General features: G+C 60.3%; 19 protein-coding genes, 1 tRNA gene and 1 pseudogene. 4 read left to right on the forward strand and 17 right to left on the reverse strand.

Features of this window, described 5'->3' with window-relative positions; genetic code table 11:
* Positions 1–30 precede the first annotated feature (30 nt).
* Positions 31–1,125, forward strand: coding sequence for a ribonuclease D (gene rnd, locus J2W94_RS07005; RefSeq protein WP_310091454.1), 1,095 nt, complete (start codon positions 31–33; stop codon positions 1,123–1,125).
* A gap of 66 nt (positions 1,126–1,191) precedes the next feature.
* Here rnd and J2W94_RS18145 read toward each other — a convergent pair.
* The 7 genes and pseudogenes from J2W94_RS18145 to J2W94_RS07040 all read right to left on the reverse strand — a co-directional run bounded on the left by J2W94_RS18145 (position 1,192) and on the right by J2W94_RS07040 (position 9,831).
* A pseudogene (locus tag J2W94_RS18145) lies at positions 1,192–2,142 on the reverse strand (MlaA family lipoprotein).
* 287 nt (positions 2,143–2,429) lie between these two features.
* Entirely contained in the window at positions 2,430–3,332 is a 903-nt protein-coding gene (locus J2W94_RS07015) for a MipA/OmpV family protein (RefSeq protein ID WP_310091456.1), read from the reverse strand.
* A gap of 64 nt (positions 3,333–3,396) precedes the next feature.
* Positions 3,397–4,749, reverse strand: coding sequence for a sensor histidine kinase (locus J2W94_RS07020; RefSeq protein ID WP_310091458.1), 1,353 nt, complete (start codon positions 4,747–4,749; stop codon positions 3,397–3,399).
* The gene (locus tag J2W94_RS07025; RefSeq protein WP_310091621.1) at positions 4,742–5,422 is read right to left on the reverse strand and encodes a response regulator transcription factor; all 681 of its coding nucleotides are present in this window, start codon (positions 5,420–5,422) and stop codon (positions 4,742–4,744) included. The genes J2W94_RS07020 and J2W94_RS07025 overlap by 8 nt, the downstream gene beginning before the upstream one ends.
* 28 nt (positions 5,423–5,450) lie before the next feature.
* A complete protein-coding gene (locus tag J2W94_RS07030) occupies positions 5,451–5,585 on the reverse strand; it encodes a hypothetical protein (protein ID WP_310091460.1) in 135 nt (44 codons plus the stop codon).
* Positions 5,582–8,686 (reverse strand): efflux RND transporter permease subunit, encoded by a 3,105-nt coding sequence (locus J2W94_RS07035; RefSeq protein WP_310091462.1) that lies wholly within the window; start codon positions 8,684–8,686, stop codon positions 5,582–5,584. The genes J2W94_RS07030 and J2W94_RS07035 overlap by 4 nt, the downstream gene beginning before the upstream one ends.
* Positions 8,683–9,831 carry an efflux RND transporter periplasmic adaptor subunit gene (locus tag J2W94_RS07040; RefSeq protein ID WP_310091464.1) on the reverse strand — a complete coding sequence of 383 codons (1,149 nt, stop codon included), beginning with the start codon at positions 9,829–9,831 and terminating at the stop codon, positions 8,683–8,685. Before J2W94_RS07040 ends, J2W94_RS07035 begins: the two co-directional genes overlap by 4 nt.
* 429 nt (positions 9,832–10,260) lie before the next feature.
* On the opposite strand from J2W94_RS07040, the gene J2W94_RS07045 reads away from it, so the two are divergent.
* From J2W94_RS07045 to J2W94_RS07055, 3 genes are all read left to right on the forward strand, one after another.
* Positions 10,261–10,336 (forward strand) — tRNA-Ala (locus J2W94_RS07045).
* 155 nt (positions 10,337–10,491) lie between these two features.
* A complete protein-coding gene (locus tag J2W94_RS07050; protein ID WP_310091466.1) occupies positions 10,492–10,947 on the forward strand; it encodes an Arm DNA-binding domain-containing protein in 456 nt (151 codons plus the stop codon).
* Between the two features lie 211 nt (positions 10,948–11,158).
* On the forward strand, positions 11,159–11,968 hold the full coding sequence (locus J2W94_RS07055) for a rhodanese-like domain-containing protein (RefSeq protein ID WP_310091468.1): 810 nt from the start codon (positions 11,159–11,161) through the stop codon (positions 11,966–11,968).
* 4 nt (positions 11,969–11,972) lie between these two features.
* Here J2W94_RS07055 and J2W94_RS07060 read toward each other — a convergent pair whose 3' ends face one another.
* From J2W94_RS07060 to J2W94_RS07105, 10 genes are all read right to left on the reverse strand, one after another.
* Positions 11,973–12,458 (reverse strand): hypothetical protein, encoded by a 486-nt coding sequence (locus J2W94_RS07060; protein WP_310091470.1) that lies wholly within the window; start codon positions 12,456–12,458, stop codon positions 11,973–11,975.
* Entirely contained in the window at positions 12,458–12,838 is a 381-nt protein-coding gene (locus J2W94_RS07065) for a type II secretion system protein (protein WP_310091472.1), read from the reverse strand. Before J2W94_RS07065 ends, J2W94_RS07060 begins: the two co-directional genes overlap by 1 nt.
* A gap of 6 nt (positions 12,839–12,844) precedes the next feature.
* Positions 12,845–13,324 (reverse strand): type II secretion system protein, encoded by a 480-nt coding sequence (locus tag J2W94_RS07070; protein WP_310091474.1) that lies wholly within the window; start codon positions 13,322–13,324, stop codon positions 12,845–12,847.
* Positions 13,321–15,627 carry a secretin N-terminal domain-containing protein gene (locus J2W94_RS07075; RefSeq protein WP_310091476.1) on the reverse strand — a complete coding sequence of 769 codons (2,307 nt, stop codon included), beginning with the start codon at positions 15,625–15,627 and terminating at the stop codon, positions 13,321–13,323. The genes J2W94_RS07070 and J2W94_RS07075 overlap by 4 nt, the downstream gene beginning before the upstream one ends.
* 13 nt (positions 15,628–15,640) lie before the next feature.
* Positions 15,641–15,961: a hypothetical protein gene (locus J2W94_RS07080; protein WP_310091478.1), complete on the reverse strand. Its 321-nt coding sequence runs from the start codon at positions 15,959–15,961 to the stop codon at positions 15,641–15,643.
* Positions 15,962–16,119: 158 nt separating this feature from the next.
* Positions 16,120–16,671 carry a hypothetical protein gene (locus J2W94_RS07085; RefSeq protein ID WP_310091479.1) on the reverse strand — a complete coding sequence of 184 codons (552 nt, stop codon included), beginning with the start codon at positions 16,669–16,671 and terminating at the stop codon, positions 16,120–16,122.
* The gene (locus J2W94_RS07090) at positions 16,659–17,156 is read right to left on the reverse strand and encodes a hypothetical protein (RefSeq protein ID WP_310091481.1); all 498 of its coding nucleotides are present in this window, start codon (positions 17,154–17,156) and stop codon (positions 16,659–16,661) included. The genes J2W94_RS07085 and J2W94_RS07090 overlap by 13 nt, the downstream gene beginning before the upstream one ends.
* 14 nt (positions 17,157–17,170) lie before the next feature.
* The gene (locus J2W94_RS07095) at positions 17,171–17,932 is read right to left on the reverse strand and encodes a hypothetical protein (RefSeq protein ID WP_310091483.1); all 762 of its coding nucleotides are present in this window, start codon (positions 17,930–17,932) and stop codon (positions 17,171–17,173) included.
* Positions 17,933–17,935: 3 nt separating this feature from the next.
* Positions 17,936–19,627, reverse strand: coding sequence for a GspE/PulE family protein (locus tag J2W94_RS07100; protein WP_310091485.1), 1,692 nt, complete (start codon positions 19,625–19,627; stop codon positions 17,936–17,938).
* Complete coding sequence (locus J2W94_RS07105; protein ID WP_310091487.1) at positions 19,624–20,805, reverse strand: type II secretion system F family protein; 1,182 nt, start codon at positions 20,803–20,805, stop codon at positions 19,624–19,626. The genes J2W94_RS07100 and J2W94_RS07105 overlap by 4 nt, the downstream gene beginning before the upstream one ends.
* Between the last annotated feature and the right edge of the window lie 3 nt (positions 20,806–20,808).

The raw sequence follows: 20,808 nt of genomic DNA on the forward strand, positions 1-20,808 counted from the left end.
CGGCAACCGATGCATTCATGTGGAGATTTCGTGCCCCTTTGGATAGATGAACCCGCCACCCTGCGCGCGCGCCTGCAGTCCCCGCCCGCCTGGGTGGGACTGGACACCGAATTCGTTCGCGAGCGCACCTATTGGCCGCAACTGGCCCTGGTGCAGATGGCCATCGGCGACGAAATACTGTTGATCGACCCCCTGGCGCCCGGCATCGCCGAAGCGCTGCGGCCGCTGCTGGCCGATCCCGGCGTGCTGAAGGTGATGCACAGCGCCAGCGAGGATCTGGTCGCCCTGTCGCACGATTGCGGCGTACTGCCCGCGCCGCTGTTCGATACCCAGATCGCCGCCGCGCTGTGCGGCCTGGGGGGAGGCATGGGTTACCAGAAGCTGGTGCAGGAAATCACCGGCGTGGCTTTGGTCAAGGGCGAGACCCGTTCCGACTGGCTGCGCCGTCCGCTCAGCGATTCGCAATTGGAATACGCCGCCGACGATGTGGTGCACCTGGGAGCGATCTATCGAGAGCTGGACTCCCGTCTGCGCGCTTTGGGCCGGCGCGAATGGCTGGATCAGGACGGCGCGCGCATGCTGGTCAACGCCACCGAAGAAGGCGAACGCTGGCCACACCTGTCCATGCGCAGCGCGCAATTCCTGGAGGCCGACGCGCAGTTGCGCCTGCTGCGCCTGCTGCGCTGGCGCGACGCGCAGGCCCGGGCCAGCGACAAGCCGCGCAGTTGGATCCTGGACAACGAATTGGCCACCGGCCTTGCGCGCACGCCGCCGGCCGACCGCGCCCAGCTGCAGGCGCAGCTGGAATCCCACCCCAAGGCGCCGCGCAAACTCGGCGATGCGATCTGGCAGGCGCTCAGCACGCCGCTGGCCGATGAGCTGCAAGCTCCGCGGGCACGCAATGCCAACAGCGACGACAAGAATGCCCTGAAGCGCCTGCAGGACGCGGTTTCGGCGCGCAGTGCGGAGCTCGGCCTTCCCGACGGCATCCTGGCGTCGCGCCGCTACCTGGAAGCCCTGCAGGAAACCGGAAACTGGCCCGCGGCGCTTTCCGGCTGGCGTCGCGCTGAGTTGGAACCTCTCCTTTCGCCCTTGCTCAGTCCGCCGCGTGAAGTCACGGGCTAGCCTCAGCCGCCTAGGGGACGCTACCGAACACGACGAACCGCAATAGCGCCGATTCTCTGAACCGACTCATTCTTTCAAGTAGTCAGGCAGCGACGCGTCGCCGCCCGTACCTCCCTTTATCTGAAAATTGCGACGCTGCGACCAAGTGTCTCGAACGAGCAGGTAGTCATCGCTGGCCTCGTCCCTCAGCGAGTCGAAAGCCATCAGGCGCGTTCGCATGTCCACCAAGTTCAATGCCGTCAATCCAATGCGGACCTTGTCTGCCTCCACGTACGACACCGGCTGCAAGGGCGAATCCGCTGCGATGCCAAAAGCGTCCCGTACGGTGCTGGGACCAAAGAAGGGCAGTTCGAGATACCGAGAGCGCCTCCAGCCCCATGTCGCCAAGGTCTGACCGAAATCTTCTTCGCGCTCGGGGATTTTCATGCGACTGGCCGGATCAAACAGTCCGGCCACACCGACCGTGCTATTGACGAGAAATCGTCCCATCGCCTAGGCCGAGTGCTTGACCTGGCCTTGGAGCAGCGCGTTCACCGCAGTGGCCGGCTGGCTCAAGTTATCGAAAAAGCTGCTGACCCTCGAACGCACGGGTTCGGGCACGACTTTCACATAGAACTTGGCCACGGGGCGCGCCACCGACCTGTCCACCGCGTCGTTGAAGCGATGCATTCGGCGATTGAAGCGCTGCCAGGGATCATAGACGACCGGGGCTCCTGCTAATGGCGCGACAGAGTCTTCCACAGCGTCGCGATCTGCAGGACCCAGGAGCACAGCAGTCGCCCCAATCTCTGCAGCTAGCTCAGAGTCAACATCGCGGGAGGGATCGACCGGCTCCGGGTAGGCTTCGATCCGCCCAGGCGGCTCATCCAGCGCCTGTTCCGATCCAGCCACCAAAGGCGCAGCGCTATCGACATAAGCGTTAGCTGCGGGCGGTTGTTTATCGGGAACCGACGAACAGCCCGCCAAGCTTGCCGCTAGGGCCAAGCACAAACCAAACTTCCAGGCGAACGGCTTCATGAGCCGACTACGCTCAGACTTTCCCACACCGAGTGGATAACCAAGCCCAGTGAGATCAGCAAGAAGCACAACGCCATGCGCCGCAGCCAGAGATTGTGGCCGCGTGCGCTTCGGGCGGAGCCAGGCGAGGGCAAATCGGGGAGGTTTTGAAACACATGCAGGTTTCGGCTTTTTCTTAGCTCGTTTTGATCCCTAAGCTTGTAAGCGTGCATTGCGGTTCCTCAAAAGCAGTGGGAAGGCGCTTTGTTCTTGTTTTCTTTCCAGATCGATATCTGGCCGATCGCAACTTAGAAGCCGCGTGAGAAGCCGACGAATACCGAGAAACTGCCGTCGGTGTCAGGCTCGATCAGCGGGCTGTCGGTGATTTCATCGGGCAGCAAGTCGTATTTAGCGAAGCCGAGCAACGACCACTTCTCACCGATTGGGCGGAAGTAGGACACGCCCACGCTGGGGATCACGACAGAACCCGGCTTGTAATCCACCACGCCTCGCGCCACTTCCTCATCGAGCGTGCCGTAGTAGTAGTTGGCTGCGTCTTTGGAAAGCCATTTCGCACTCGCATTCGGACTGAGCTGACCTTTGCCCACTTCGAACGGATAGCTGTATTGCAGCGAAACCTCCTGACCACCGCTCGTGTCCGTCGCATCGGCCAAGATCTCGGTTTCCAGCTCGCCGAAGTCGCCCTTCCACTTGGCGTTCAGGCCAAGATCCAGACCCTTGTCCCGATCTTCCAAGAGGCGATAGTCGATACCGTTGGCGGCCAACTCGCTACGACCCAGATCTTTCACTTCGAAACCGTCGAGCTTGCCCTTCGCCACCGCCGCCAGTTCGAACGAATCGTTCGCAACGAATTGCCATCCGAACGACAGCCCGCGGAAGAAGAGATGCTCGCCTTGGAAGCCGATCAGTGGGATTGGAATAATGCGCGTTCCTTCGCCAGCGTAGGGACTGTCATTGACCACGGCGGCAACGCCCAAAGACCAGCGGGGCGGCCCTTGCTGCGGACCTTCCTCCTCCGGAATGGCCTCATCCGGATCAGCCACCTGGGCCAGGGCGGTAAACGGCAGAGCCGACAACAACGCAGTCAAAAGGAGTTTTCTCATGGGACGCCAGACCTCTTCAGTGGTGGGGGATCTCTTCTTGGCGAGCTTTCCCGTGCGTTCGCACGGGTTGCTGTAACCATTCCCCACAGGATGACGAGGCGATGTCGTCTAAATGTCGCGTATTCCCCTTAAAGCGCTGAATGAAGGCTGTCTAGCCTTGAAAGTCGACCTCGCTCGCGCAGACGTCCAAAGCCGCCCGGGTGCCGCCACTGGCGCCCTGCTCGATAGTAAGTTTCCAGTTAAACCGATCGCAGATTCTGCCGATCAGAAACAGGCCCAAACCTTGCCCACGGACAGGAACGGATTGGCGCAAGCTCTCGCGATATCTGCGTGCCGCCTCGACGGGATTGAATCCACTTCCCGAGTCGGTAACGCAGATCACACACGCACGAAGGGACAGTTCGACCTCGCCATCCTCCGTGCTCTCCACCGCATTGCGGATCAAATTGCTCACCGCGATACGAACCATAGCCTCGGGCGCGGCAATAAAGGTTGGTTCCATATCGCCTATACGCAACCGCGCCGGCTTATCGCCTAAAAGGTGCTCATGGTCTGCCAGCAGGCGAGGCAGCAAGTCGTGGAGTACCGTGATCTCCATAGGCTCGGGCGTGGATGAGGGCTCACGCGCCAGATACAACAGCGCGACCATGGTTTCCGAAAGATCCTGCACCGCATGCTCGATGCGTCCGAGCACAGGCTTGGACGCATCGGGTAGAGAGATCTGTTTGAGTACATCCACCGCTCCGGCGATTACGGCGATAGGCGTGCGGAATTCGTGGCTGGCTTGGTCCAACAGGCTGCGCTCGCGCTCGATGAACTGCTCCACCCGCTCCAAGTGCGCATTGCTGGCGTGCGCGATCAGCTGAATTTCTTCCCGCGGATAGGTCGTGGGAAGACGAGCACCGGGAGCGCCAGGCACGATCGTTTGCATACGCTGGGCCAGGTCCCTCACGGGCCTCACCAGATTGATATGCAGCCAGAAGATGACCACGCCGATACAAACGACGAGAAAGGCGGCCCATATGACGCTTTGCAGAGAAGCCAGGTTCTGCTGATCCTCAAGCTGGGCGACGTCGATCATGGTCACCAGCTTCCCGGGCGGCAGGCTAACCACGAGCACATGGAAGCTGCCGTGATTATCAAAGGCATCACTCTCCTGGAATGTCCAGTATCCGGTCTCGGTCGAATACAGGCCCGGCTGCAAATCCGCAAGGTAATTCGGGACTTCCGAGGCGCCGCGCCCGTTTTCCACATACCAGGAACGGACTATTCCGCTCTTGGGAAGCGAGGCCGCCTCGCCCGCGCGCACGCGGGCCGCGTGGTCGGCAGAAGTGGACTTCAACAGATCCACCCAGAATTTGTGCTCAATCAGGTATTGGCTGCTGAAGCTCTGCATGCTCAGCGCCGCCACCATCACCAGTCCGAACACCACCAAAGCCATGCTGATCCATGCATGTACGCTGCGAAGTTTCTTTTTCTTGATGATTTTTGAACGATTACTCATCTTCGCAAATCCTGTACCCGACGCCAGGCACCGTACGCAAGAGCGGTTTCTCCGATTCGATATCAACTGCCCGACGCAGTACATACATGTGCGAACGCAACAGGTCGTTGCCCGGCACGATGTCTCCCCATGCCGCTCGCTCCAATCGTGCCCGGCTCACGACATGGGGGCTTTCTCGCATCAAGACCTCGAGCAGGCGACGCCCAGTGCGGGTAATGGGAATGCTCCGCTCTCCGCGACGCACCTGCACCTTTCTAATATCGAAATAAAGATCCCCCACGGTGAGCACATCGTCCGGGGCTGCCGATTGTCTAAGGCGGCTTACCAACGAGCGCAACCGGATTTCGATCTCCGGCAAGGCCACTGGCTTGACGAGGTAGTCATCCAAGCCTCCTTCAAAGCCATCGATCTTGTCTGCCAACTGATCTCGGGCGGTGAGCATGATGATCGGCACCTTCTTCTTCGTCTCCCGCCTCAACCGCCGCAGCACCGTGAGGCCATCGAGTCTGGGAAGGTTCCAATCCAGCAAGATGGCGTCGTAGTCCTTCGAGGAGGCCAGGTGCAGTCCCGACAGGCCATCGGGCGCCGCATCCAGGTTATGTCCGCAAGCGGCCAGATAGTCGTACAGGTTCGCGGCGAGCTGGGCATTGTCTTCGATGATCAGGATGGACAAAGGTTCGTTGTTCATGTGCTTGTCTTCCTCATGAGCTCAATCGCAGTTGCCGTCGCGGGCTGGAATGGCGGACACGACCACGCACCTGGTAGCCATAGTAAATGCTGTCCATCGCATAGCTATCGAGCAGGATCGTCGGCAGGCCGCTCACCGGCACGTTCATGCCCATTTCTCCGGGCTGCCTACCACCGAGGTTCGGTCGTCGTTTTTGAAACGAGCTTTCATCGATCCGATGGCATCGTCGACATAGCTATAAGCTATGGGTATCACAAGCAGACACAGCGCGGTGGAGGTGATGAGCCCGCCGATCACGCCAATGGCCATGGGCGAGCGGAAGCTGGCATCGGCGCCCACCCCCAGTGCGATGGGCAGCATGCCCGCACCCATGGCGATGGTGGTCATGATGATCGGTCGCGCTCGCTTCCGGCAGGCATCGATAATGGCGTCTAGCCGATCCATGCCGTGATCCCGCCGGGCGAGGACGATGTAGTCCACCAGCAAGATGGCGTTCTTGGTGGTGATGCCCATCAGCATGATCAGCCCGATCATCGAGGGCATCGAGAGTGATGAACCGGTAAGAGACAGCGCGAGGAAAGCGCCTGGCACCGAGAGCACCAAGGCCACCAGAACCGTCAGTGGTTGGGCGAAGTCTTTGAGCAGAAGCACCAACACCATGTAGACGCATAGCACGCCGGCGAGCATTGCAATAGCGAAGCCCGTGGCCAACTCGCTCATATTCTCGGCATCGCCAGTCGATGTGATCGTCACACCATTAGGTAGGTTCTCAAGGCTAGGCAAAGCGTTGGCGGCCTTTTCCACCTCTCCCAATGGCTGTCCATTGAGCTCCACCGTGAGATTGATGTTTCTTGTGCGGTCGTAGCGCGTGAGTTCAGACGGGCCGCTCAGGATTTGCAGATCAGCCACGCTCTCCAAAGGCACCGCGCCACGTGCGCCCGGCACCGGCAGACGTCGCAAGGTCTCCAGATCATCCCGCCCGCGATCGGCCAATCTCACCACGATCGGTATTTGCCGTTCGCTTAGATTGAGCTTAGCCAGCGCCTGGCTGTAATCGCCCGAAGTGGCCACCCGCAGCGTTTCGGCAATGGCGGCGGAAGTGACCCCAAGATCGGCGGCGCGCGCGAAATCAGGCCGCACAATTAGCTCGGGCCGCACCAAACTCGCCGAGGAGCTAACCGTGCCAATCCCGGGGAGCGTTCTCAGTTCGCGCTCCACTAGCGCTGCATGCTGGGCGAGCAATTGGCCATCTTCGGAGCCTAAGGCCAGGGAATAGCCCTCACCCATCCCCTCCATACCCACACTGATCCGCGCCCCGGGCACGACCGACAACGCTTTTCGAAGCTGATCCTCGACCACCTGCCGGTTCAGCCCATCTCGATCGGCTCGGGGCACCAAATTCATGGTCAGCACGGCCGTCCCGACACTCGGTGCCGATCCTGATTCATCCGGCTCCCCCGATGCGCTGGAACTGCCGCCGATGGCCGTGTAGACCGACACCACATGAGGACTTTCCGCGATGACGCCGCGGGCAATCTCGGCCAATGCGCGGGTGTCCGCCAAAGTGCTGCCTGGAGGCAAGGACAGCGTTGCCTGCGTCTGATCGCCATCGTCTGCGGGAATAAACTCGCCCGGCAAGGTAAAGGCCAGGGCGATGCCGCCTACTATGAGCAGGCCCGTCGCGGCCATCGTCAAACCCCGATGCTGCAAGCACCAACGCACGCATCGCAAATAGGTTTCGCTCCAGCGTGGAGGCTCTAGCTTCTTCTCAGGCGCCTTCAGCATATAGGCCGCCATCGTGGGGGTGAGCATTCGCGCCACGACCAGAGAGAAGAACACGGCCACCGCCGCGGTCCATCCAAACTGCACGAAGTACTTGCCGACCATCCCGCCCATGAGCGAAGTGGGCAGGAAAACGGCGATCAGCGTAAAGGTCGTGGCAATCACGGCCAGGCCGATCTCGTTAGCCGCCTCAATGGAGGCCTGCATGGGCGGTTTGCCCATGAGCAGGTGCCGCTCGATGTTCTCGATCTCCACGATCGCATCGTCCACCAGCACACCGATCACCAACGACAAGGACAACAGCGAAACCGTGTTGAGGGTGAACCCCATCAGATACATCACGGCAAAGGTGGGAATGGCGGAGAGCGGAAGCGCCACCGCGGCAATGAAGGTGGCCCGCCAGTCGCGCAGGAAGAAAAACACCACAATGACCGCCAGCACCGCGCCCTCCAGCAACAGGGTCATCGAGCCGTGGTAGTTGTCCACAATGGGGTCGATCGAGTTGACTGCTTCTGTGAACTCAATTTCCGGATGCGCGGCTTTCAGCTCCTCCATCACGGCTTGGGCAGCTTCGGCCACCTCGATCTCGCCTGCGCCCCGCGCGCGGAGGACATCGAAACCCACCGCAGATTTGCCGTTGAACATCGCCATCGATCGCGGCTCGGCGGTAGTATCGGAAACGGTGGCGACCTGATCCAGCCGGATCCTGCGCCCATCGCCCAACGAGATGTCCAGGGCGGCAACGTCCTGGGCCGTGGCCACCGTGGCAATGGTGCGGACCGACTGCTCTCCCCCGCCCACTTCCACGCGCCCCCCGGAGGCTTCTTGCTGGAGCTCGGCAAGCTGCCTCGAGATATCCACCGCGGTCGCATTCAGCGCCAGCAGCCGATCCGGATCCAGTTCAACCCGCACTTCCCGATCTACACCGCCCACACGCGAGACCGCGCCTATCCCCGGCACTGCCAGCAAACGCTTGCGCACCTCATTGTCGATGAACCAGGAAAGCGCTTCCTCGTCCAACCGGGTCGAGACGATGGTGTAGGTCATGACCGGGGAATCGGCCAAGGTGCTCTTGGTGATGACCGGATCGCGCAGGTCCGCAGGCAAGTCGGAGCGAGTGCTCGATACCGCATCGCGCACCTCGTCCAGGGCCTCTTGCACTGGCTTGTCGAGAAGGAACTCCGCCGTGATGGTGGCCGTGCCGTCCGTTAGCGTGCTGCTGATGTGTTTGATCTTCGGGATATTGGCGAGCGCATCTTCGATCTTCCGGGCCACATCGCTTTCGATCTGTGGCGGCGAGGCGCCGGGTAGCTCGGCTGTCACCGTGATGATCGGGAAATCGATGTCGGGGAAGTTCTGCACCTTCATGGCGAAAAAGCCACCAATCCCGACCACGGTCAGCAGAACGAAGAGCAGAATGACCGCCACCGGGTTATGGATGGACCAGGTGGAGACGTTGAGATTCATGGCGCGCCTCCCGCCAGCGTGGTAGCGCTCGCAGGCGCGCTGGCCGCCGGGGCGCTTACTACTTTGACCGTGTCCCCTTCGCTCAGGAAGCTAAGACCCGAGGCCACGATAGGCTCGGACGGTTCAAGCCCACCGGTGATCTCCACCCGATCGCCCACCCGTCGTCCCACCGAGACCTTGGTCATCAGGATCTTTGCTTGGGGGTCGAGGCGCATGACATAGCTAAATCCATCGCGTAGCAGGACGGCCTGCTGCGGCACCGTCAGCGCCTGGCCCTCACCCACCTCGAAAAAGCCTCGCGCGAAAGCGCCCGCACGCACTTGACTGTTGATCGGCAGATCCACATACACCAACCCGTTATGAGTCTGGGTATCGATTGAGGGGCCCACTATTCGCAGGCGACCTTGGAGCGGCGGCTGGCCGTGAACGCTAATCTCGGCCACCTGGCCGGGCGCCAGTTGGCTCAACTCCGACATCGCCACAGTGGCGCGCCATTCCAAGCGACCCTCCTTGATAAGACGAAACAGTTCTTGCCCACCCGGCATCACCGCGCCCACGGTGGCAGTGCGCGCGATGATGATCCCGTCGCTAGGCGCCAGCACGCGCGCCTGCGCCAGTCGAAGACGATTTCTCTGCGCAACGGCTTTGGCCGCGTCCAATCTGGCCCGTGCCGTCCTGGCCGCCACCAGATACGCATTGATCTGCTGGGCGGACATTGCGCCCGAGGCATCCAGCCTTCTTGCGCGCTCCGCATTGGCCTCAGCCTCCATCAGCTGCGCTTGGGCCTGGGCCACAGAGGCTTCGGCTTCGGCCAAATCGGCGGCGACCATCTCCGGCTTGAACACGGCCAGAACCTGGCCCCTCCGAACCCGGTCACCCACATTGACCCTGACCTCAGTGAGCTGCAGACCCTCGGCCTCAGTTCCCACGCTGGCTTCCTGCCAAGGGGCGATATTGCCGGTCGCCGGGATTCTCCTGGGAAGCGTGGCGAACTGCGCCCGCGCCATGACCACCGCCAGCACTGGCGTTGCAGCCACCTCACCTTGGGCAGTGTCGGTCTCGCCTCCGGAATAAAGTGCTATCAGCACTCCGACCACCAGGATCACCGCTCCGATAAAAGCGATTCGACGTTGTTTCCTATCCACCTATTTGTCCTTGGCCAGGGTCGCCGCGCAGCGTTTTATGGCGTGCGCGCCTTCGAGTCTTAGTCGATGATCGGCTTCGGATGTCGTGGGAATGTCGCGTCTTGCCGGGCGCGGCCCGCCTCAAGCGTGCAGTGGCTGAACCGATTCTGAGAAGTTGCGGCATGAGCGCCGACTAGGTCGGTGGCGGCCCAAGTTGGTCGCTAGGAGTCGTTTGGTGCGCTGTGCGCGCATGTTTGGAGTTCCCGGTCTGTTGCGAGCGCAACGCATCGGAGGCAGGAACCAGAAGATGGATGGGGACCATCCCCATCGGGAAGCGCGGAGGCCGGAAGCCCTTGAGGCCAAAGAGTTCTCTGCCGGAGCAGCTCCGGGGGGCAGCGCAGGACGGGCTGGCGCAGCCCTATCTGACGCAGCTAAACTATGCAGGTACCTGGGGCGGTAGCTCAGCTGGGAGAGCGCCACGTTCGCATCGTGGAGGTCAGGGGTTCGATCCCCCTCCGCTCCACCAATAGGTGGTCCAGGGAAGTTCAAGAAAGGCCGGAATTCCCAATAAAAATAGGGGGTTCGGCCTTTTTTATGTCCAATGGCGTCCCTTGAAATCCAGATATCTATGGGGGGCAATCTTGGGGGCGATAGGCCTATGGCCGTCATTACTTGCCCCCAATGCCACTCGCCGCCGGTATCCGCAAAACGAAGCCTACAAACAAGACGCAGCGCCTATTCGGTGGAGGCGGCATGTATCTGGAAATATCGCCAACTGGCGGAAAGTGGTGGCGACTGAAGTACCGGAGCGACGGCAAAGAGAAGCGTCTGTCCCTTGGCACGTATCCGGATACTAGCCTGGCCGCCGCCAGGGACAAGCGCGATAACCCACGCAAGCTACTTGCAGCTGGCGTAGACCCTGGCGAACACCGCAAGGCAGAGAAGGCCGCAGGTATCGAGAAGTCGGCCAACAGCTTCGAAGTCGGGACTCGATCGCGGGTTGCCGCGAATGCAGCACGGCCAAGCGATAGCCAACGCTGTGGCAGGTTCGAATCAACGTGGCTGTCGAACGGTTTGTCGACGACCGCGCGCAGGGCATGGATCTGTTTACGCACGTTGGTCTTGGGACCCCATTAACGGGCTTCCCGCTCCGTGCGGCTCACCAGTCGCGGTGCGGCCACCATCAGCACGCACAGCAGCTTCAGCCATGTGGACGCGGGGTCCGATCGCTCGCCCTGACTTTGCACCAGCCCAGTCGTTGAATCGAACTGGAGATCGCCGATCTTCAGTACACTTGTCTGGCTACTCTTCTGTAAAGTACGAGATATTTGGACGGCAAGGAAAACAGATGAGGGTGAAATTGGTGGGGTATATCGCACCGCTCGCATTCACCGTTGCCGTTTCATTCGCAGCATCGGGACAAGTACTCCCAGGGCGTTCTGATGGAAGAGAGAAGGCTCCTTCATGCCCTCTTAGCATTGGGGCGACGGCCTCCTATTCGGCACCGTCTGATCTAGTCAAACAGGATCCAAGCTGCCTGATAGATGCTGCCAGCGCCGCTCTGGATAAAGCTTCGCTTGTCGATACTCGGGACAGGGCGGAATTCCTGAAGTTCCATATCCCAGGGGCGACGTCACTATCGAGCAACGCCTTGATCACCATGCCAAAATCGAACAAGCAGCAGGTAGTTGTCTATGAGAGCGGCAAGTTCCGATCCGATGCTTATGTATTGTGCGACAGGCTCCGGCGGGCGGGCATGAAGAATTTCAAGGTCTTGGATGGCGGCATTGCGGCCTGGGCCCAATCGCGAGGATTGCCGGAAAAGGTCGCACTGAGCCAGCTTTCGGATCAGGAGGTGGCGACGGCCATCCTGGATCCCGGCAATGCCGCAAGCGCGATCGCAACCTCGTTCGAACCGGTTCTGAAGGAGAATGGGATAAAGAACCGTGCGGCGGGAGCCAGGAAGATCCTACTCGGCGAAGCCACAACACCAGTTGCGGATCTGCAACAGAAGCTGGTTCAACGACCTGCTGGCACCACCGTACTATTCTGGTTGGGTAGCAAGCAAAGACTTTCGCAACTCTTGAGCAATCAGTTGGCCCAAGATCAAAAGCGATTATCCGGGCCGGGGCAAAGCAAGGGCTGCGGCGCGCTCTAGTTCGTTAGTTCGCCCGCCCGTTATCGACCGGCTTCCCACGCCCAGCGTCCGGAGCGGCAAGAAAGACCCAATCGGAGTAGTGCGCCGAACCTTTGAAGGCTGCATCCTCGGCTGAGAAGCCGGCGACCTTCATTGGTGCCTTGTCCGAAATTGAATGCACGCCGACGATGCGCCCTGCACGTACGACCAACCCCCAATCCTGTTTCCTGGTGATGGGGTCGTAATAGAGTTTCCGCAAATGCCTTTTGTAGGGATAACTACGCCGATCCAGCAGCAGTTCGTCCAAGGACGCGGGATAGGCCCGTTCCGGGCGGCTATCCCGAAAGCGATGCAGGGCTTGCCGGAATTCAGCGCCGATCCGCTGGAGTTCGGCCTCTTCCGAACGGATACGGTCATATCTATATATCGCGGTAGTTGCCGCGGCTGCCACCGACAGCAATGCAATCAGAAAGATAAGATAAAGGTAGGCGAATCCGGCCGCGGTCTTCATTAGAGTTCGGCGTAAACGACGCCAAGTGAAGTGGCGCCCTTGGCACCGCTGCGTATGTCCACTACCCCGCTCTTGTCGTCAATGGTGTCTTCCACAATCATCCAGGTTTGCGCGCTATCGGTAATCGGGTCGACCGGAATGGATTTCAAATAGCGGCTTTCGACCAGCTGCTGAAGCGAATCTGGATACTCGCCTTTGTCCTCTTCATATCGATCGATGCTATCCCGCAGTGCTCGCAGGTTGGTTTTCAACGCGACCAATTCGGCGCGATCAATAGACGCCTGATATCGCGGCAAAGCCACGACCAGGAGCATCGCGATGATCGCAATGACGACGATTAGCTCGATCAGGCTGAATCCGTTGCTTCTGGCGGTGCGCATTGGTCTCTACCACTCCCGGTAAGCGATGCCATTGAGTCCGACGCCGGCCGATGTGCTGTACACGTCGAATACGTCCTCCCCAGCTTCGGGCGCGTCCGGCGGGCTTTCGTAGCTGCGCAGCCCCCAGGTTTCTGCAGAATATTTTCCGGTTCCGGGATGGAACGGATCAGCAGGCAGCCGTCTCAAGAAATAGATTTTCGCTTCTGAGGGACTGCTTACATCCACCACTCCCTCAGACAGCACCTCCAGATTGGGCGGATAACCGCTCGACCCGCTTTCCACCGCAATCCTTCCTGTTTCCGCCGCTTTCTTGTAATGGTCGATTGCGCCGCGTATCTGGGTAAGTGCCAGCCTCAACTCGGTCTCCCGGTGTCGTTTCACTACCGTTTGTGCGGACGGTATAACGATGAGCAACAGCACGCCGATGATCGCCAGCGTAGCGATCAGCTCGATGAAACTGAAGCCAACGCTGCGTTGCGCCCTCACCGGATTCTCAACGTCGCATTAGCCAGCCTGGCTTCGCCGACCTTTGGGCTGGGTTCGGCAGACAACAGTTTGATCTCGGTGGCTTCCGTCGAAGCCAAGGCCTTGAACGTCACCTGCAGCAGATTACCCTGGCCCGATACGGCGCTGCCTTGGCGTACGACGGTGGCGATTATCTTGCCATCGCTGAGATTCACCTGTTTGGTCAGGCTGCTCTGCCCTCCCCCTTGCGCCATGAATGGGCCTTCCTCGACGTTGACGACCTGGAGCAACTGTGGGTCGAAGCCGATCATCACCGGCATCTGGTCGACCGCCTGGAGCGCGCTGATATTGAGTACCGCGGTGAACTGCTCACCCGCCCTGACTTCAGCCGGCACGCTCCAGTTCAACAGCACCTGGGGGCCGTTCGGCAACTCGCCGGCCGCGATTTGCGGCTCCGGCACGGGGATGACGGATGCGGCCGAGCCGGCGTCAGCAGCCACAGAAGCATTGGCTTCGCCGGCAGCAGTGTCCGGCGCAAGGGGCGCACTGCTCGTCATGTTTATGTTCCCACCCAAGCGCGTCGCGGTACCGCTTTCGAATTGCAGCTCGTCCAGGCTGGCGCGTCGCACACCGCGAACCAGTCTTGGGGTGATGGAAAGGACGATCTCCGTATTCTGCTTATCGGTCTTCTGTGAACCGAAGATACGATTCAGAATAGGAAATCGCGAGATGCCGGGCCAGCCACTGGCCACTCTTCTGTCCTCGCGGTTGATCAATCCTGCCAGTACCTGAGTCTCGCCGTCTTTCAGCCGCAATGTGGTTTCCGCATTGCGGGTACCTATCTGGTAAGAAAGTGTTCCGGACTTGGTGAGGATTTCTCTGACCAGATTACTGACTTCCAGGTTGATTTTTATGGACACCTCGTCCGAGGAGAAAACGCTGGGCTCCACCTCCAGCTTCAAGCCCACATCCACGTAGTTCACGGTTTCCGACACGAAGCCGGTCGATGTGGATGTGGAAGTGATGACAGGCACCTTGTCGCCGATAAGCACCTTCGCCTTCTCCTTGCTCTTAACCCGGATCTTTGGATTGGCAAGAATCCTGGCATCGGAGCGCTCATCGTTCAACTTGACAGAGGCATTGGGAATGGAAGCATAGATGCTGCTGGAGTTCAGCCCGCGCAATGTATCGACGGGGATCAAGTTGGAAGTCTGACCCGGCGCATTCAAGGTGACTCCGATCTCCTTGGGAAGACTGATGCCCATGTCGAGCAAAGTCGATCGTTTGATCTCCAGTATCTCGACGTCCAGCATCACTTCCGGCTCACCTACATCCTGCAGCGCCACAAGCTTCTCGGCCAACAGAATGGCTTCAGGGCTGTCCCGCATGATCAGCAGGTTCAACTTCTCGTCGACCACCACGTTTTCCGTTTTCAGGATCGCCTTCAACGTTTCCGCCATCTTTTTGGCATCGGTATTGGCGAGATAGAAACTACGCACGCTTAGTTGACGGTAGTCGCTTATTTTCTGCGCGATACTGGGGAATACCAGCATCGAGTTCTGGTTGATCACTCGCGTTTCGAGCTGCGTGGAAAGGCCGATCATGCGGATGGCCTCGTCCATCGGGGTTTGGCGAAGGAATACCGATACTTTCAGATCCGGCCTTATGTCCTGGTCGTAGATGAAGTTGATGCCAGAGGCTTTCGACAAGACTTCGAACACGACTTTGGCCGGTACATCCCGGAATTCAAGCGTAATGAGCTTCTTGAACTTCGCATCCAGACCGTCGGGTGCGCGTTTTTTCTCGCTCAACGCAAGCCGTATCCGATCCAGGCTGTTGATCGCACGCGGGTTACCCGGAGCCTCGGCCAGCACCTCTCTCGCCATTCGCTCGGCCTCCTGAAGCGCGCCGGATTCGATCAGCGCATCGACCTCCACCATCTTCTCGCTATGCCGGCGTCTGGCGGCCAACCGTCGCAGCGCCTCCTGAGCCGCTGCGTTCTGCGGGTCGATCTGCAGCGCGATCTGGTACAGGCCTTCAGCTTTAGCCGAATCCCCCGATGCCATCTGCTTTTCAGCGTCGGCGAAGATCAGGTTCAATGCTTCCTGCTTCTTCAGCAGGTAACGTTGTCGATAACCGACGTTGTTGGGCGCCGCATCGGAGGCCAACTGGTACTTCCTGACCGATTCGACATAGTCGCCCTCTTCAAACAAACGATTGGCCTTGCGAAAGTCTCCGGCCGAACCGCATGCGGCAAGGAGCAGAATCGCGCTTAGCGTCAGGATGCGCTTAATCGATCTGGTGGAACTCGGTACGGCGTGCATTAAGCGTCCTGTCTTATTCGGTCAGTTCGGGGTCGCTCACCACGTACTGGCGAGTGGCACCGGTGGGAAGGTAGGTGAAATCGGCGAAACCACCGCCGATTCTGTCGAACCGATAGGTATCTCCGGCCGATTGAGTGGGCGATAGCGTGTAGCTTTCGTTCTGCCACTCCACAAATACATACGGCACCGCCTCGGATAGCATCCAGCCGAGCACTTTGATGTCCGCTGGCGGAGCCACCGGTATCGCCTCGAACGAAGCGGGCGGCGGCACGGGTGATTTGGCCGGCGAGGAAAAAAGCTGTAGCGACAAAGACGAGTTACGTCGCCGTATCATTTCAGCCTGCTCCGACGGCGGCGCTGATCGGGAGGCCGACCCAGCACTAGGACGCGAAGCCTCGACTATCTCTAAAGCCTGTGGAGATTTTCGGTTGAACACCGCCAGTGCCAACAGAATGACGATGACGCAGTAGCCTAGAGGGCGGGCATATTTCTTCATCGCGCGGGCTCAGCCTGACGATCCAAAAAGACGTGAGACAGCTGTACTTCAGCCTCTACCGTTTCTTGTTCGATCGATTCTCTGGTCAAGCGCAGCTTTGAGATATAAACCGCGCGGTCGGTAGTCTGAAGAGACTGAAGGGTCTCCCCTACTACCTTCCACGGCGCCTGCACCGAGAAATCCGCGACTTGCCGATACAGCCCGGAATCTTCGCTGCGTTCGTATTTGAACTTGATCTGTACAGGCTCCAGACCGCCTTTTCTTAGAACACCAAGCATCCTTCGCGTGCTGTCGAAGCGGGCGTCTGCCTGCGGCAATGAAGATGGTTTCGATGTGGTGGTTGGCACGATCGCCAGCGGCTCGCTGGAGCTGGCTGGCCCGGTCAGCAATGTACGAGCCTCTCTGAGCCGCATCTGCGATAGCGATAGCGTGATGCCCAGGGTGAGCAGGATGCCTCCACCGATCACTCCTATCCAAAGACCTGCACCGTGCAACAGGAACTGGCGGTTGATCGCCCAGACTATCCGTCGGCCGTCTATTCGCGCCATGACGCGCTCACTTCAAAATTGACTACCTCGCCATTGCGTTTTAGGGCCAACACACGCACCTGCGAGACCGCCCGCGCATTGGCGTCCAGTGCCTCCGCGTAGGCATTCGCCCGATCCGCAGAGTCGGTAACGCCGGATACCCGCACCACCCCGGTTGCAGGGTTGACATCGATACCCAGCAACTTGGTTTGCTTGTCCAAAGGGACTAGCGCGTTCAACAACTGGCTCCAGTCTCGATTCAGCAGCGCCATTTGCTCGCTCCACTGGCGTTCGCCCACTGCGCCCAGATCGGGTTCCTTTGTCTGCGGTACGACCCGTCTTCTCGTCGTCGATTGCGACGCACGATCAAGCTGAATCTCGACAGCTTGGATCTCGCGGTCCAGCGCTTGGTTCATGCGTAGCAACGTGAAGCTTCCTAGCGCCGTCGCCGTCAGCATGCAAAAAACGAACGGGCGCAAAGACCATTTGCGGAAGTCAATGCGCATAGCGTTGCCGTGATTCACTGGCATGCCGCCACTACGGCATGCGCAGGGCTGACCGCCTGTTCCATGCCCTTGAGCTGCAGCAGCTTCCCGGGGAAAACGCTGGGCATTTCGCTACTGGCCAACCAGCGCATGTGCTGGTCATCGGCAAACCCAAAGCGCTTGCGCGACGACCAGATCTCGATTCCATCCAGCCCGTTGGATGTCCCTTGGGCAGGCAGCCACTCCACCTGTGTTAGCGCTCCTTGCTCAAGGGTGATGGCGGCGAGGCCATCGTCCTCGGCGTAAGCCAGCAGGGAATCGCCGGAAGGCAGCGATGGAGCATATTTACGATGAATCGCGAATACGCTGGCCGTTGCTTCAGCCAGCGTCATGCCGGCTTGGCCAAGGCACGTCCGCAGCGCATCGAGCACGTGGTGCGGATAGCCCACGGCAAGCACAGGAGCGCCGTACTTCGGCCAATGGATGCGGATATGGTGGCTGGAGGCCGTTACACCGTGGTTGCGGGCGAACGTATCGATCACGTGTGCACGAATGGAGTTGTGGGTGTAGTTCGACGACACCCAGGGCGTGACCATGAAGCGGCAGTACGCGGTCGACAGCACCAAGCTGACTTTGCGGCGTGTGCCGAAATGCGAAGACAATGTCTTGCCCAGCGAGTTCCAATCGCCGTCCATCGAGCCAGCATGTTCGCCTTGCAGTCGATTCGACTCGCCAGCTCCCGTGCTGGCAAACCAGGTTGAGGTGGCGATATAGAGATGAATGGGTTTCTTGAACACGGCCTACTCTGCGAACGTGATCCGGTTGACTTCGGCCAAGGTGGTTTCCCCGCGATAGAACAACTGCAGCGCCGCCGCGCGCAGGCTCCGACTGCCCACTTGCGCAGCAGCAGCGCGCATGGCGGTCACTGGGGCTTTCAACGCCACCAGTTCGCGCAAGGCGTCGTTCATAACCAAGAACTCGGAAATCGCGCGCCGACCTTTGTAGCCGGTGCCACGGCAATGCCCGCAGCCGCGTCCCGCACGAAGGGGTTTGCCGAGCAGGTCTTCGGCTTTCAACCCCGAAAGGTTCAGCGTCTCCTCATCGGGCGAGTAAGGCTGGGAGCATTCGGTACAGTTCAACCGCAACAGACGCTGCGCCCAGACGCCTACCAAGGCCGAAGACAGGCTGTAGGCATCCACGCCCATGTGCAGCAGGCGGCCCACCACATCGAAGACGTTGTTCGCATGCACGGTCGTCAGCACGAGGTGGCCGGTGAGCGCCGCCTGGACGGCGATCTGTGCGGTTTCCTCGTCGCGGATCTCGCCCACCATGATCTTGTCCGGGTCGTGGCGCAGGATCGAGCGCAGGCCGCGGGCAAAGGTCAGCCCCTTCTTTTCGTTGACCGGAATCTGCAACACACCGGGAAGCTGGTACTCCACCGGATCTTCGATGGTGATGATGTTTTCCTGCCCGCTGTTGATCTCGTGTATGGCCGCATACAAGGTCGTGGTCTTGCCTGAGCCGGTGGGGCCGGTTACCAGGATCATGCCGTAGGGCTGCACGATCAGCTTCCTGAGCGCGTTGACGGCCTCGGGTTCCATCGCCAGATCCGACAGCTGCAGCAGATGCGCGCGATCGCCGGTCAACGCGCTGCGGTCGAGCAAGCGCAGCACGGCGTCCTCGCCGTGGATGCTGGGCATGATGGAAACGCGGAAATCCACCTGTCCGCCGCGTGCCCGCACCCGGAAACGTCCATCCTGCGGAACGCGTCGCTCGGCGATATCCAAGGAGGACATTACTTTTATGCGTGAGATCAGGCGCTGAGCAGTGTCGACTCCCGACACTTCCGACACCGGAATCAGCACGCCGTCGATGCGGAACTTGACGCTCATGCCAACTGGCGTGGATTTCAGATGGATGTCCGAGGCCTGCTGCTTGAGCGCATCGTAGAGAACGGAACTGACGAGTCGGATGACTGGACTGGCATCTGCTTCGATGTTTTCAAGGGAAAGGACTTCTCCATCGGCAAGCTCTTCGGCCCCTGGCGTATCCCCGACCGTCTGCTCCGTGGCGCGCACGGCTTGTTCGGCTTGGGCCAGGAACGAGGCGATATCCTCGAAGTGCGCCAGCCGCACCCGATACGGCTCGGCAATGGTGGCGCGTGCCCATGCCGCCAGTTCCTCGGAAAACGGATCCGCCAGCACGAGCGTCAGGCCGGCATCCCCATCGCGCAATGCCACGCAGCCGCGGCGGGCGCATTCCACATAGGGAAGCAGGTCGAAGTCAGGGGTGGAGGCGTACAGCTGCACGGAATCGATGGACTCGATCCGGGACAACTCGGCCAGCGCCCGCACCAGTCCTGCCGTGTCGGTGGCCAGTTCTTCCTGTACCAAGGCCAGCCAAGCTCGATCGGCCGTGAGCGATTTGTGGCGAGCCGTGCGCACCTGCGCTGCCGTCAATATAGGAATCTCGGCAACCAGCGTCGCGCTCACGAACCCACACTCCCTACCAAATCGAAAATCGGCGCGTACATCATCACCACGATGGCGCCTATGACGATGCCGATAAAGGCCATGAGCAGGGGCTCGAACAGGCGCGAGAATGTTTCGACCTTGCGGTCCAGATCGATGTCCAGGAAGTTGGCCAGCTTGTCGCTCATTTCGGCCATCGCTCCGCTGCGTTCGCCCACGCGCAACAGGCTCTCGGCGATCGGGGGAATCAGGCTGCTGCCGGCCAACGACTCGGTCAGCATCTGACCCGAGCGTATTTTCAGGGCGGCGGCGGACAGCTCGCTTGCCTGCTTCGGGCTGACGATGCCTTTGACCATGTCCAGCGCCTGCAGCAGCGGGATGCCGCTGTCCAGCAACAGCGCCAAGGTGCGATACAGGCGCGAGAGTCCCAATGTAGTCAGGATCTCCGACAGCACGGGCAGCCGCGCCGCCGCCTGCAACCCGAAACGACGGCCTTGCTCATGCGCAACCAGCCACACAACGGCAGCGACCGCCAGACCGATGAGGCCAACCAAAGCCCAAGGGTGGCCCTGGATCAACTCGCCGCAGCGCAGCAGCAGCACCGTCGCCCAGCCCACCTCGCGTCCCGATCCATCCAGGATCGACGCGAATTTTGGCAGCACGTACGCAATCAGGAACAGGATCACCGCTCCGCCTACAGCCATCAACAGCAGCGGGTAGATGGCGCTGGCCGTGACCTTGCGCTTGATCAGGTTGATCTTCTGGTCGTAATCCAGGTACCGCTCCAGGGTCTGGACCAGACCGCCGGTGGTTTCGCTGGCGGCCACTCCGGCGATCAGCACCGGGGAAAACAGGCTGGACTCTTGCGTTAGCGCCTGCGAGAAAGAGGCGCCTTCGCGCAACTTCGTCAGCAAACGCCCCAGCACGGCTTTAAAACCGGGGTTGGGCTCTTTGCGCTCGAGCGCTTCCAGCATCTCCACCACATTCAACCCTGCCTTGAGCAAGGTCAGTGCTTCCTGGAAGAACACGGTTGGCGCAAAGCTCACGCGCAGCGTGGGCACACGCGCTGTCTCCGACTCGACTCGCAGAATCCTGCCGCCGGTACGCGCTGCAGCCGTCGCGGCGGCCGCCACCGAGTCCGCCTCGATATCCACCCACTGCGACGCGCCGCCGACAGAAACAAGAACCCTGTGCTTCATTGG

Source organism: Pseudoxanthomonas sacheonensis (assembly GCF_031455975.1).
Taxonomy (GTDB): Bacteria; Pseudomonadota; Gammaproteobacteria; order Xanthomonadales; family Xanthomonadaceae; genus Pseudoxanthomonas_A; species Pseudoxanthomonas_A sacheonensis_A.

Coding starts and splice junctions, on each gene's coding strand:
- J2W94_RS07055 (WP_310091468.1), top strand. CDS start 11,159: ATGAGGGTGAAATTGGTGGGGTATATCGCACCGCTCGCATTCACCGTT.
- J2W94_RS07065 (WP_310091472.1), bottom strand. CDS start 12,838: ATGCGCACCGCCAGAAGCAACGGATTCAGCCTGATCGAGCTAATCGTC.
- J2W94_RS07060 (WP_310091470.1), bottom strand. CDS start 12,458: ATGAAGACCGCGGCCGGATTCGCCTACCTTTATCTTATCTTTCTGATT.
- J2W94_RS07050 (WP_310091466.1), top strand. CDS start 10,492: ATGCCACTCGCCGCCGGTATCCGCAAAACGAAGCCTACAAACAAGACG.
- J2W94_RS07075 (WP_310091476.1), bottom strand. CDS start 15,627: ATGCACGCCGTACCGAGTTCCACCAGATCGATTAAGCGCATCCTGACG.
- J2W94_RS07105 (WP_310091487.1), bottom strand. CDS start 20,805: ATGAAGCACAGGGTTCTTGTTTCTGTCGGCGGCGCGTCGCAGTGGGTG.
- J2W94_RS07035 (WP_310091462.1), bottom strand. CDS start 8,686: ATGAATCTCAACGTCTCCACCTGGTCCATCCATAACCCGGTGGCGGTC.
- J2W94_RS07080 (WP_310091478.1), bottom strand. CDS start 15,961: ATGATACGGCGACGTAACTCGTCTTTGTCGCTACAGCTTTTTTCCTCG.
- J2W94_RS07085 (WP_310091479.1), bottom strand. CDS start 16,671: ATGGCGCGAATAGACGGCCGACGGATAGTCTGGGCGATCAACCGCCAG.
- J2W94_RS07030 (WP_310091460.1), bottom strand. CDS start 5,585: ATGAACGTGCCGGTGAGCGGCCTGCCGACGATCCTGCTCGATAGCTAT.
- J2W94_RS07090 (WP_310091481.1), bottom strand. CDS start 17,156: ATGCGCATTGACTTCCGCAAATGGTCTTTGCGCCCGTTCGTTTTTTGC.
- J2W94_RS07020 (WP_310091458.1), bottom strand. CDS start 4,749: ATGAGTAATCGTTCAAAAATCATCAAGAAAAAGAAACTTCGCAGCGTA.